Source organism: Roseococcus sp. SYP-B2431 (genome assembly GCF_004336745.1).
Taxonomy (GTDB): domain Bacteria; phylum Pseudomonadota; class Alphaproteobacteria; order Acetobacterales; family Acetobacteraceae; genus Roseococcus.
This window is the reverse complement of record NZ_SJXD01000010.1, coordinates 1-10,983: the sequence shown is the minus strand read 5'-3', so window position 1 is coordinate 10,983 and position 10,983 is coordinate 1. Positions and strand designations below refer to the sequence as shown.

At 73.7% G+C, this 10,983-nt stretch carries 12 protein-coding genes and 1 pseudogene; 5 read left to right on the top strand and 8 right to left on the bottom strand.

Annotated features, from left to right (window positions below):
• The 8 genes from EJV46_RS01450 to EJV46_RS01415 form a co-directional block, all read right to left on the bottom strand.
• On the bottom strand, nt 1–390 hold a 390-nt coding region (locus tag EJV46_RS01450; protein WP_206020675.1), incomplete at its 3' end, for an Hpt domain-containing protein.
• 107 nt (nt 391–497) lie between these two features.
• Nucleotides 498–1,163, bottom strand: coding sequence for a response regulator (locus tag EJV46_RS01445; RefSeq protein WP_131546810.1), 666 nt, complete (start codon nt 1,161–1,163; stop codon nt 498–500).
• Nucleotides 1,163–2,179 (bottom strand): chemotaxis protein CheB, encoded by a 1,017-nt coding sequence (locus EJV46_RS01440; protein WP_131546809.1) that lies wholly within the window; start codon nt 2,177–2,179, stop codon nt 1,163–1,165. Before EJV46_RS01440 ends, EJV46_RS01445 begins: the two co-directional genes overlap by 1 nt.
• Nucleotides 2,179–3,177 carry a chemotaxis protein CheW gene (locus tag EJV46_RS01435; RefSeq protein WP_131546808.1) on the bottom strand — a complete coding sequence of 333 codons (999 nt, stop codon included), beginning with the start codon at nt 3,175–3,177 and terminating at the stop codon, nt 2,179–2,181. Before EJV46_RS01435 ends, EJV46_RS01440 begins: the two co-directional genes overlap by 1 nt.
• Nucleotides 3,170–3,910, bottom strand: coding sequence for a CheR family methyltransferase (locus tag EJV46_RS01430; protein WP_131546807.1), 741 nt, complete (start codon nt 3,908–3,910; stop codon nt 3,170–3,172). Before EJV46_RS01430 ends, EJV46_RS01435 begins: the two co-directional genes overlap by 8 nt.
• A 62-nt stretch (nt 3,911–3,972) precedes the next feature.
• The gene (locus tag EJV46_RS01425; protein ID WP_131546806.1) at nt 3,973–4,296 is read right to left on the bottom strand and encodes an STAS domain-containing protein; all 324 of its coding nucleotides are present in this window, start codon (nt 4,294–4,296) and stop codon (nt 3,973–3,975) included.
• Nucleotides 4,297–4,399: 103 nt separating this feature from the next.
• Nucleotides 4,400–4,813 (bottom strand): ATP-binding protein, encoded by a 414-nt coding sequence (locus tag EJV46_RS01420; protein ID WP_131546805.1) that lies wholly within the window; start codon nt 4,811–4,813, stop codon nt 4,400–4,402.
• A gap of 117 nt (nt 4,814–4,930) precedes the next feature.
• Nucleotides 4,931–5,305, bottom strand: coding sequence for a hypothetical protein (locus EJV46_RS01415; protein ID WP_131546804.1), 375 nt, complete (start codon nt 5,303–5,305; stop codon nt 4,931–4,933).
• A gap of 141 nt (nt 5,306–5,446) precedes the next feature.
• Here EJV46_RS01415 and EJV46_RS01410 point away from each other — a divergent pair, with 141 nt between their 5' ends.
• From EJV46_RS01410 to EJV46_RS01390, 5 genes and pseudogenes are all read left to right on the top strand, one after another.
• Nucleotides 5,447–6,637, top strand: a complete 1,191-nt coding sequence (locus EJV46_RS01410) for an acyl-CoA dehydrogenase family protein (RefSeq protein WP_240782356.1) — start codon at nt 5,447–5,449, stop codon at nt 6,635–6,637.
• On the top strand, nt 6,634–7,608 hold the full coding sequence (locus EJV46_RS01405; RefSeq protein WP_131546803.1) for a tripartite tricarboxylate transporter substrate binding protein: 975 nt from the start codon (nt 6,634–6,636) through the stop codon (nt 7,606–7,608). The genes EJV46_RS01410 and EJV46_RS01405 overlap by 4 nt, the downstream gene beginning before the upstream one ends.
• A 2-nt stretch (nt 7,609–7,610) precedes the next feature.
• On the top strand, nt 7,611–8,567 hold the full coding sequence (locus EJV46_RS01400) for a nitronate monooxygenase family protein (protein ID WP_206020674.1): 957 nt from the start codon (nt 7,611–7,613) through the stop codon (nt 8,565–8,567).
• A 188-nt stretch (nt 8,568–8,755) separates the two neighbouring features.
• Nucleotides 8,756–10,540: an arginine--tRNA ligase gene (argS, locus tag EJV46_RS01395; protein ID WP_131546802.1), complete on the top strand. Its 1,785-nt coding sequence runs from the start codon at nt 8,756–8,758 to the stop codon at nt 10,538–10,540.
• Nucleotides 10,537–10,983 (top strand): annotated as a pseudogene (locus EJV46_RS01390) (hypothetical protein); the annotation flags it as partial. The gene argS and the pseudogene EJV46_RS01390, both read left to right, overlap by 4 nt.

The window sequence follows — 10,983 nt, the reverse complement described above, 5'->3', positions numbered from 1 at the left end:
GGGCGGCGGCTCGGCGCCGGGCGCGGGGCGGCCGTCCGCCAGCGCGCCCAGCCGGGCCAGGAGCGCGGCCGGGGGCTGCCGGTCCTGCCGCTGGTCGAGCAGCGCCGAGCGCTGGCCGCGCAGGGCGTCCACCGCCTCCAGCAGGGCGTCGCGCGCCGGCTTGTCGAGGGCCAGGCGGCCGGCGCGGGCCAGGCCCAGCACGTCCTCGGCCTTGTGGGCGAGTCCGCCGAGGCCGGTGGCGCCGATCGCGGCCGACATGCCCTTGAGGCTGTGCATGGCGCGGAACAGCACGTCGATGGGGGCGTCGCCGGCGAGGCCCTGCTCCAGCGTGTCGAGATGCTCGGCCGTCTCGGCGGCGAATTCCTCCCAGAGCGGGTCGTCGGCCTCCATGGCTAAAGCGGGATGATCGGAGGCGCGAAGGCGCCGGAGATCTGAATCCCGCGCCCCAGCAAAATGCTGGACCATGATGCGGTGAGCGAATGCGAACTCATCATGGGCTAGCCTCCCACGGCCCGGCGCGCCGTGGCGAGGATTTCCGCGCCCGCGCGCTCGGCGATGTCGGGCGAGAGGGCGCCGGAGGGCTTGGCCACGGCCGCGAAGGCACCCCGGCGCAGCGCCTCCAGCGCGGCGGCGCTGCCCGGATGGGCGGCGGAGGAGACGACCACCACCGCGCCATGGCCGGCGATCGCCCATTCCGCGAGGAAGCCCATGCCGTCGAGCACGGGCATCTCCAGATCGAGCAAGGTGAGGTCGGGCCGCAGCTCGGCCTGGGCCGCGAGGCCCGCGGCGCCGTCGGCGGCCTCGCCCACCACGGCGAAGCGCGGGTCGCCGGCGAGGATGCCGCGCAGCATGCGGCGCATCATGGCGCTGTCGTCCACGATGAGGGTGCGGATGGGGAGGCCGGCGGGGGACGGCTCCGGGCCGGGCTGCGCCTCGCCGGAGGCGAGGGCGGCCAGCCCCTCGGCCGCGTCGCGCAGCGTGTCGAGACCGGCCTCCTCCAACTCGCGCAGCCGCGTCTGCAGCGGCGCCATCTCCATCCCGTCGGCCATGCCGCGAAGCTGGTTCAGCGCGCGCTGCGCCGCCGGCAGATCGGCAGCCAGCGCCAGGTCGGCGCAAAGGGCCGAGAACTCCTCGCGGAAGGCGGCCAGCAGCTCCTCGTCCATCACCCGGTTTCCCAGAGCCGGCGAAGCCGCAGCCCGATCGCATCCGGGGCCAGCGCCTCGGCCGCCGGGACGCGCGAGCGGGCGGCCTGCGGCATGCCGCTCACCACCGAGGAGGCGCCGCTCTGCACCAGGATCCGGCCGCCGGCGCGGGCCAGGGCCGCGGCGCCGGCCGCGCCGTCCTCGCCCATGCCGGTCAGCACCACGCCGCAGGCCGGCAGGCCGAGCAGCGCGGCGGAGCGGAAGAGCAGGTCGGCCGAGGGATGCACGGGCGCATCGGTGGGCGTGAAGCGCAGCGCGAAGGTCTCGCGCACGCGGACCAGCACGCCGTCGGTGGGCAGCAGGGCGGCCTCGCCCGGAACGAGCAGCCCGCCGTTCCCCGCGACGCGGACCGGCCAGCCGGCGCGCCGCTGCAGCTGGCCCGCCAGCTCGACGGCGAGGCTCAGCGGCATGTGCTGGGCGATGACGACCGGCACGGGCAGCGGCCCGCTGGCGGCGAGCAGCGCGGCCAGCGCGTCGGGCCCGCCGGTCGACGCGGCCATCAGCACCAGGGGCGGCAGCGCATAATCGGCCGCGGGTGCCGGCGCCTCGGCCGCGGCGGGCGCGTGCTGCGCCTGCGCCCTGGCCCAGTGCCGCAGCCGGTCGCGCAGCGCGCGGTCGAGATGGCCGAGGTCCACGCCGCCGAAGCCGGTCTCCTTGCTGACATAGTCGGAAGCGCCGGCCTCGAGGGCGGCCAGCGCCGCCGGGCTGTGGTCCTGCGTGTGCTGGCTGACCATGACCACGGCGGGGGGATCGGGCAGCGCCATGATCCGCCGCGTCGCCTCGATGCCGCCGAGGACGGGCATCTCCACATCCATGGCCACGACGCGGGGGTGATGCCGGCGCACGGCGGCGATGGCGGATTCGCCGTCCGCCGCCTCGGCGACGACCTGCAGGTCGCCGTCCGCCTCGATGATCCGGCGGAGCGCGATGCGCATGAAGGCGCTGTCGTCCACCACGACCACGGGGATGCGCGGCATCAGAGCGCTCCCAGCCGGTGCGGCGAGAGCACCGGCAGCGGCGCCCCGCCGAGCCGCGCGATGCCCTGGACGAGGCCGTCGCGCAGGACAAGCGGCGTGATCCCTGCGGCGGGGAGGGCCCGGACGCCGGCCACATGCTCGACCGCGACCAGTACCTCGGGCCGGACCGCGAGGCGGATGAGCGGCGCCGGTTCCTTTACGCCCCCCGGGGCCAGGGCCGCGGCGCCGCCCAGGACGAGCCCGCCATCCAGCACCGGCAGCACGGCGCCGCGATGCGCGGCCAGGCCGGCGAGACCCGGACCCGAGGTAAGGCGAGGGGGCGTGGGCAGCGGCTCGGTCGGCGCCAGGACGGCGACCACGGATTCGGCCGGCAGGGCGATCTCCATGCCGGCCACGCGGCAGATCACCAGATGGCGCTGCGGCACGGGGACGAGCGGCGCGGCCTCGGTCGCGGGCGGCGCATGGGCGAGGGCGTCGCGCGCCGCGGGCGTGCCGAGCCAGCCGGCGAAGGCGGCCATGGCGGGGGTGGCCGGCCCCGCCGCGATGCGCGCCGCCGGCAGGCCGAAGCGCCGGCCGTCCTGGTGGAGGACGAGCAGCAGGGCGGGCTCCTCGCCGGCCGCATCCTCCAGGCCGGCGGCGAAGGCCGTATGGAGGACGAGGACGGGCGCGCCGCCCGCCTCGGCCAGCCCCGCGACGCCGGCGGGCGCGCCCGGCATGGGGCGGAGCGCCGGCATCGGCAGGATATGCTCGGCCAGCGCGGCGGGGACCGCCAGCGCGATGCCGCCCAGCGAGAGGTGCAGCGCCGCGAGGCCGGAGGCGCGGCGCGGCGGGGCGGGCGGCGGCGGATCGGTGAAGGCCGCCGCCGCCGGGAGGGCCGGGAGCGGCGGAACATCGCGCGGCGGGGCTTCGGCCGGCGCGGCCTCGCCATGGGCGAAGGCGAACCAGCCTCCGCCGGGCAGCGCCCGCAAGGTGGGGGCGCGCAAGGGCGCGTCAGCCATCGGGCGCCGTCCAGAGGGATTCACCGCGCGCGACCATCCCGGCCGGCGGGCGATCGGTGGGGCCGAGCGCCAGGAGGCCGCCGGGGCGGAGGGCGGCGCATAGGGCGGCAGTCACGGCGATCCGGGCCGGTTCGGTCAGGTAGATCAGCACGTTGCGGCAGAAGATCGCGTCGAGCCCCTCATCCGCCCAGCCCAGCAGGTTCCGCCGCTCGAAGCGCAGCATGCGCCGCAGCCTGGGATGGAGCCGTATCTGGCCCGAGGCATCCTCGAACCAGCTCCGCAGGGCCGGCGGCACCAGGGCCAGCGGCTCGCCCATGCCGGGCGCGATGGCGCCGGAGGCGGCGCTGGCCAGCGCGGGACGGCAAAGGTCGAGCCCCAGCACCTCGACGGCCGCACCGGGGGCCTCCCGCGTCGCGTGCTGGGCGAGGGCGGCGAGGGTGAAGGCCTCCTCGCCCGTCGCGCAGCCGGCCGAGAGCATCCGGAAGGGCCTTCCCCCGGCGCGGGCGGCGGCGAGGCCGGCCGGCAGCAAGGCCGCCGCCGCGGCGCATTGCGCCGGATGCCGGAAGAGCCGCGTCTCCTGCACCGTCACCGCGTCGAGCAGCGCGGCCCAATGCGGCTCGTCCACGTCGGGGCGGATGTCTCGGCAGGCCTCGGCCAGCGCGGCGGCGCGCCGGAGCCGCGCTTCCAGCACGGGCGAGGCCGCGAAGCCCGCCAGGGATTCCAGCGCGGCCATCGCCGCCGCCCCGCTGGAGGGGATCCCGGCGGGAGCAGGGGCGGTGATGGGCGCCGCGTCGCTCAGGCGGCGGCCGCTTCGGCCCGCGTGGCGAAGGCGGGGATGATCTTGTCGAAGCCGCTGATCTCGAAGACCTCGCGCACGGGCGGCTGCAGCCCGACCACCGAGAAGCTCGCGCCGGCGGTCTTGGCCTGCTTGGCGGCCTTCAGCAGGACGCGCAGCCCGGCCGAGGAGACGTAGCGGACATTGGCGAGGTCGGCGATGACGCCGCCCTTGCCGAGCAGGCCCAGGAGCGCGGCCTCGGTCTGCGCGGCCGTCGCCGTGTCGAGCCGCCCGTCCAGCACGGCGACGGTCTTGCTGCCTTCGGTGGTCTCGGTGATTTCCATACGCTCGCTCTCCGTGGCTGGCCCGCCCCGCTCCGGGGCGCCTCCATGCGGCAGCCTATCGCAGATCCGGCGCTTCTGTAATCGGCCCCTTCGATCGGGCCGATCAGCCCGCCAGCGGCAGCGAGCAGCTCAGCCGGTTGATGCCGCCGGCCCGCTCGTAGCGCGCGTCGCGGGTCAGCTTCCGCACGAGGTGCACGCCGAGGCCGCCGACATCGCGGTCCTCGATGGCCGCCTCGGTGTCCACCTCGCCGCGCGCCAGCGGGTCGTATTCCGGCCCATCATCCTCGATCACGAGGTCGAGCGCCTGCGCCCCCGGCGTGACGGCGAGGGAGAACCAGGTCGCGCCGGCGGCATGCATCGCGACATTGGCCGCGACCTCCTCGGCGACGAGGTTCAGCCGGGCGGCCACGCGCATGTCGATCTCCGCCTCCTCGGCATAGGCCTCGAGCGCGTCCATGAGCTGCGCCACGCTTTCGAGCGTGGCGGGCAGCCGCCGTTGAAAACCGGGTTGGGCCAATTGCTTCGCGTCCCCCACTCGAATCCGGCTGCAGGCTAGACCGGTTCGCGGCGGCTTGCATCCGAGGCTTGCGGGCCCAGGCCCCGGCGTCCAATGCCGGCCGCGTCGCACCGCGCGTCACGGCCTGGGCGGGACGTAGTTCCGCTTCCAGGTCAGGAGATCCTTCGGGAACTGGGCCAGGCCCGCGGGGTCCGCGACGAAGATCTTGCCCCAGGGCCGGCGCATGAATCCGCCGTACAGCACGATGAAGCCAGTCAGGGCGACGAGCTTCACGACCTGGTCGGCGCCGCGCGCGGCCACGCCGGCCGCGACCCAGTCCTCCGAGCTGGGCGGCTTGCTGCCGAGGATCAGCATCTGCTGCCGCCCCGACCGCTCCATGCTGCGCCACACGCCGGGGTCGAGGCTGCCGCGCAGATAGCCGACCACGTCGGGCAGGCCGGCGGGAGGGTAGTAGGCGGGCAGGGTCTGCTTGAGGTCATCGAACCAGGGCATGGCGGCCTCCTCCTCGTGGATGGAGGGGCGCGCCCTCCGGCGACAGCCTATCCGGACCGGCGGGAGGGTGGTCATGGAGAAGTGTCGCGTTTGACTCGCGCGCGAGCGGCGGCGGAAGCTGGCGGCCAAGGGAGAACAGCCATGAACGACGGTCCGCCCATGACGGAACGCGCGAGCGCCACGGAATTCGACGCCTATCTGGAGAGCGTGAAGCGCCTCGTCCGCGAGAAGCTCATCCCCGCCGAGCCCCGGCTGGAAGGGCAGGAGACCCTGCCCGAGGATCTGACGCAGCTGCTGCGCGAGGCCGGTCTCTTCGGCATCTCCATCCCGGTGGAGATGGGCGGCGCCGGCCTCAGCATGGAGCAGCAGGTGCGCGTGATGTTCGAGGTGACGCGCGCCAGCAGCGTCTATCGCGCGCGCTTCTCGACCACGATCGGTCTCGGCTCGCAGCCCATCCGCTACAACGGCACGGAGGCGCAGCGGCGCGAATGGCTGCCGCGCATGGCGAGCGGCGAGGTGACGGCCGCCTTCTGCCTCACCGAGCCCGAGGCGGGCAGCGATGCCGGCGGGCTGCGCACGGCGGCGCGGCGCGATGGCGGCGAATATGTGATCGACGGCAGCAAGCGCTACATCACCAATGCCCGGCAGGCGCAGGTCTATATCGTTATGGCGCGGACCGATCCGGCGTCGAAGGACGCCGCGGGGATTTCCGCCTTCATCGTGCCGGCGGGGACGGCGGGCCTGTCCTGCGGGCCGGCCGACCGCAAGATGGGGCAGGACGGCAGCGCGACCTCGGAGGTCTTCTTCGACGGCGTGCGCATCCCCGCGGCTAACCTCATCGGCGGGCGCGAGGGCGGCGGCTTCAAGACGGCCATGCGCGGCATCAACCATGCGCGGCTGCACGTGGCCGTGACCTGCGTGGGGCAGGGGCAGCGGCTGCTGGAGGAGGCGCTGGCCTATGCGATGGAGCGCAAGCAGTTCGGCCAGCCGCTCGCGGAGTTCCAGATGGTGCAGGGCATGCTGGCCGACATGCGCTGCGAGGTGCAGGCGGCGCGCAGCATGATTCTGGAGACGGCGCGCGCCTTCGACGCGGCGGGCGAGGCGCAGGGGCCGATCATCGCCGACATCGCCTGCTGCAAGCTCTTCGCCTCGGAGATGGTCGGGCGCGTGGCGGATCGCGCGGTGCAGATCCATGGCGGCGCGGGCTATATGCGCGGAACGGTGGTGGAACAGCTTTTCCGTGATGTGCGGCTGTTCCGAATCTTCGAGGGCGCCTCGGACGTGCAGCGATTGCTGATCGCGAAGGACATGATCCGGGCGGCGAAGAAGTGAGGCGCCGCGCTTTCCTCGCCGCGCCCGCGCTGATCGTGGCCCCGGCCATCGCGCAATCACCTGCAACAGGGGCCTGGCCAACTGGCCCCATCCGCATCGTCTCGCCCTTCACGCCGGGCGGCGCTTCCGACCTGATGGGGCGCTTCGCGGGCCAGGCGATCCAGGCCGCGCTCGGCGTCAATGTCGTGGTGGAGAACCGCCCGGGCGCGGGCGGCAATGTCGGCATGGAGTCTGTGGCGCGCTCGGCGCCCGATGGGCAGACCTTCGTCGTGACCGCGGCGGCCGCGGCGATCAACCAGTCGCTCTACCGGGGCCTCAGCTTCGACCTGCTGCGCGACTTCGCGCCCGTCACGGTCGTGGCGATGGTGCCCAACGTGCTCTCCGTGCATCCCTCTGCCCCGGTGCGGACGGCGCCGGAATTCGTGGCCTGGGCCAAGTCCAGGCGGGGCGGGATCACCTATGGCTCGGCCGGGGTGGGCACGCATCCGCATTTGGCCATGGCGCTGTTCTGCCGGCGGGCGGGGATCGAGGCGGTGCATGTGCCCTTCCGCGGCTCGGCGCCGGCGGTGACGGAGCTGATCGCCGGGCGGCTCGATGCGGTCTTCGAGAACCTGCCGCCGCAAACGGCGCATCTGCGCGCGGGGTCGCTGCGCGGCCTCGCCGTCTCCTCGGCCGAGCGCCATCCGGACTTCCCGGACCTGCCGCCGCTCGGCGAGGTCATGGGCTGGCCGGGCTTCGCGCCCGTCGCCTGGCAATCGCTGATGGCCCCGGCCGGGACGCCCGCGCCGGTTCTCGAGCGCGTGGCGGCGATCATCGCCGCTGCGCTGCGCGTGGAGGAGAATGCGGCGCGCATCCGGAGCATGGGCGCGCTGCCCTCGGGCATGCCGCCGGCGGCGTTCCGTGCTTTCCTCGCCGCCGAAGTGGCCAGCCTCGGCGAGGCGGTACGGATCAGCGGAGCGGTTGTGGAATAATGATGGACGGTATCAGGACGCAGGTGACGGAGCAGCTGGGCATCCGTTACCCGATCGTGCAGGGCGGGCTTGCCCGTGTGGCCAAGGCGGAGCTTTGCGCGGCGGTGTCGGCGGCCGGGGGCCTGGGCCAGATCGCCACCGCCGGGCTGGACGGGGCAGAGGCGCTGCGGGCGGAGATCCGCAAGGTGCGGGCGGTCACGGACAGGCCCTTCGGCGTGAACTTCCCCCTCGGGCGGATGGACATCACCGCCATGCTGGAGGTGACGCTTGAGGAGAAGGTCCCGGTCATCGCGCTGACGGCGGGCAATCCCGCGCCCTGGATCAGGCGCATCGACGGCGCGGCGAAGATCCTGGTGCTCATCGCGGGGCCGGAGCTCGCCAGGAAGGCCGAGGCGGCGGGCGCCGACATGGTCGCGACGGTGGGCTACGAGGGCGGCGGCCATCTGGGCCGCGGCGACGAGACCACGCTGGTCATGGTGCCGCGTGTGGTGCGGGCGGTGTCCATCCCGGTGCTGGCCTCGGGCGGCATCGCGGACGGGGTGGGGCTGCTGGCGGCGCTCGCCCTGGGGGCGGAGGGCGTGGAGATGGGCACGCGCTTCGTCGCGACCGTCGAGGCCCATGCCCATGGGAACTACAAGGAGGCGTTGGTGGCCGCGCAGCCTTCCGGGACCATGATCATCAAGCGCTCGCTGGGCATGCCGGGCCGGGCGCTGGAAAGCGCCTATGCGAAGCAGGTCGTGGCGCGGGAGCTGGCCGGGGCTGGCCCGGATGAGCTCGTGCCGATGATCGCGGGGACGGTGAACGCGCTGGGAACCGATGAGGGGCGGATGGAGGAGAGCTTCGTCTGGGCTGGGCAGAGCGTGGGGCTGATCGACGGGATCCTGCCGGCGGGCGAGGTTGTGCGGCGGATGGTGGAGGAGGCGCAAGCGGGGATGAGGCGGCTGGCTTCGGCGTTCTGAAGCCCTTTGCAAGCCCCTCGGGCAACCCGGCAGGGTGAACATGTATGTTCACCAGTTTCCTGCACCTTCGATAAGTCTTTGAATTGATGAGGGTCCAGGGAACGTGTTCCCTGGTGGGGGGGGCGCGAGGGGGCGAAGCCCTCTCGCAGACCCTTGGCGAAACGCCGCCCCCGCCCCACAAGCCCCCCATGAGTCACGACATCTTCGCCCAGCTGCGCGATCGCGCCATCGCGGTCCTCCAGGCCCTCCTCCCGGAACTCCCCGCGGACGCCTATGCGCGCGTCACCATGGAGCCCCCGCGCGAGGCCAGCCATGGCGACATGTCCACCAATGCCGCGCTGGTGATCGGCAAGGCGGCGAAGCTGCCGCCGGCGAAGCTCGCCGCCCAGCTCGCCGAGGCCCTGGCCGCTTTGCCCGAGGTGGAGGCGGCCGCGCCGGCCGGCCCCGGCTTCGTGAACCTGCGTCTGCGCGAGGACTTTCTGCGCGCCCAGCTGCCGATCATTCTGACGGAGCGGGAGAGCTTCGGGCAGGGCGACGCCAAGCCCGGCCGGGTGAACGTCGAATATGTCTCGGCCAACCCGACCGGCCCCATGCATGTCGGCCATTGCCGCGGCGCCGTGGTGGGCGATGCGCTCGCCGGGCTGCTGGCCAAGGCCGGGCACGACGTGACGCGCGAATACTACATCAACGACGCCGGCGCGCAGGTGCAGGCGCTCGCCTGGGCGGCCTATTGGCGCTACCTGGAGGCGCTGCCGGTCCCGGCGCACGGGCTCTGGGCCGAGGGCGCCTCGGCGGAGGAGCGCAAGGCCGCCGTCGAGGCCGCCTATTCCACGGCGCTGCAATATGGCGGCGAGTATCTGATCCCGGTGGGCGTGGCGCTGGCGGAGAAGCACGGCGCAGGCCTCGTCCCGCCCGATGCGGAGAAGCTGGCCCTCGTGCGGTGCTTCACGGTGACCGCCATGATGGGCGAGATCCGCGAGGACCTGGCCGCCCTCGGCGTGCGGCACGACATCTTCGTCAGCGAGGCCGCGCTGATCGCCGAGGGCAAGCTGGAGCAGGCCGAGACGCTGCTCGACACGCAGGGCCTGCTCTATCGCGGCGTGCTGGAGCCGCCCAAGGGCAAGCAGCTGGACGACTGGGAGCCGCGCGAGCAGACGCTCTTCCGCTCCAAGGATTTCGGCGACGACACGGACCGCCCGCTGCGCAAGTCGGACGGCACGGGCACCTATTTCGCCAACGACATCGCCAATCACCTGCACAAGATCGAGCGCGGCTTCGATGCGCTGGTCCATGTCTGGGGCGCGGATCACGGCGGCTACGTCAAGCGCATGCAGGCGGCCGTGGCGGCGCTCTCCAACCGCCGCGTGTCGCTGGACGTGGTGCTGGCGCAGATCGTCCATGTGGTGAAGGACGGCCAGCCCGTCCGCATGAGCAAGCGTGCCGGCAGCTACGTCACGCTGCGCGACCTCATCGACGAGGTCGGCCGCGACGCGGTGCGCTTCACCATGCTCACCCGCAAGGCCGATGCGCAGATGGAGTTCGACCTGGACCTCGTGGTCCAGCAGTCGCGCGACAATCCCGTCTTCTACGTGCAATACGCGCATGCCCGCTGCCGCTCGGTGCTGCGCAGCGCGGGCGATCCCTCGCTGGAAAGCCTGGCGCAAGCGCCGCTCGACGCCCTGACCGACCCGGCCGAACTGGGCCTGATCCGGCGGATGGCTGGCTGGCCGCGGGTGGTGGAGGCCGCCGCCGCCGCCCGGGAGCCGCATCGCGTCGCATTCTTTTTGAATGACTTGGCCAGCGATTTTCATCTACTCTGGAACAAGGGCAAGGACGACACCACCTTGCGCTTCATCCAGGCGGATGCGCCCGCGGCCACGCAGGCGCGGCTCGCCTTGGTGGCCGCCACGGCGGCTGTTGTCAGGTCCGGACTCGGGGTGATGGGGGTCACGCCGGTCGAGGAGATGCGATGAGCGATTCGATGCTGCCCTCCTGGCGGATCCGTCCGCCGGAGAAGGCACGGGCGGGATGGGGGATTCCGCCGAAGGTCTGGATGATCGGGGGCGGCCTCGCCGGCTCCGTGGTGCTTGCGGGCGCCATCATCTGGGGAATTTCCATGACGGGGTCGCGCGGCGTGCCCCTGATCGAGACGGATGGGCGCCCGTACCGGGTGCGGCCCGACAGCCCCGGGGGCGCCGTCGTGCCCAACCAGCAGGAGCTGATCTTCGAGCGCGGCGCGGGCCGCAACGAGCGTCCGGGCGAGGCGCGTCTGGGCCCCGGGCCCGAGGTGCCCCGGCCCGAGGCGCTGCGCGCCCAGGCCGCGCCTTCCGCGCCCGCTTCGGCGCCGGCAGCCGTGCCCTTGCCGGCGCCGGGCGCGACGCTTGCGCCCGCCGCGTCGGCGGCCCCGGCTCCGCGC

Bases quoted from the DNA above. Each gene is read 5' to 3' on its own strand.
- EJV46_RS01445 (WP_131546810.1), bottom strand. From the start codon at position 1,163: ATGGACGAGGAGCTGCTGGCCGCCTTCCGCGAGGAGTTCTCGGCCCTT.
- EJV46_RS01440 (WP_131546809.1), bottom strand. From the start codon at position 2,179: ATGCCGCGCATCCCCGTGGTCGTGGTGGACGACAGCGCCTTCATGCGC.
- EJV46_RS01435 (WP_131546808.1), bottom strand. From the start codon at position 3,177: ATGGCTGACGCGCCCTTGCGCGCCCCCACCTTGCGGGCGCTGCCCGGC.
- EJV46_RS01430 (WP_131546807.1), bottom strand. From the start codon at position 3,910: ATGGCCGCGCTGGAATCCCTGGCGGGCTTCGCGGCCTCGCCCGTGCTG.
- EJV46_RS01425 (WP_131546806.1), bottom strand. From the start codon at position 4,296: ATGGAAATCACCGAGACCACCGAAGGCAGCAAGACCGTCGCCGTGCTG.
- EJV46_RS01415 (WP_131546804.1), bottom strand. From the start codon at position 5,305: ATGCCCTGGTTCGATGACCTCAAGCAGACCCTGCCCGCCTACTACCCT.
- EJV46_RS01410 (WP_240782356.1), top strand. From the start codon at position 5,447: ATGAACGACGGTCCGCCCATGACGGAACGCGCGAGCGCCACGGAATTC.
- EJV46_RS01400 (WP_206020674.1), top strand. From the start codon at position 7,611: ATGGACGGTATCAGGACGCAGGTGACGGAGCAGCTGGGCATCCGTTAC.
- argS (WP_131546802.1), top strand. From the start codon at position 8,756: ATGAGTCACGACATCTTCGCCCAGCTGCGCGATCGCGCCATCGCGGTC.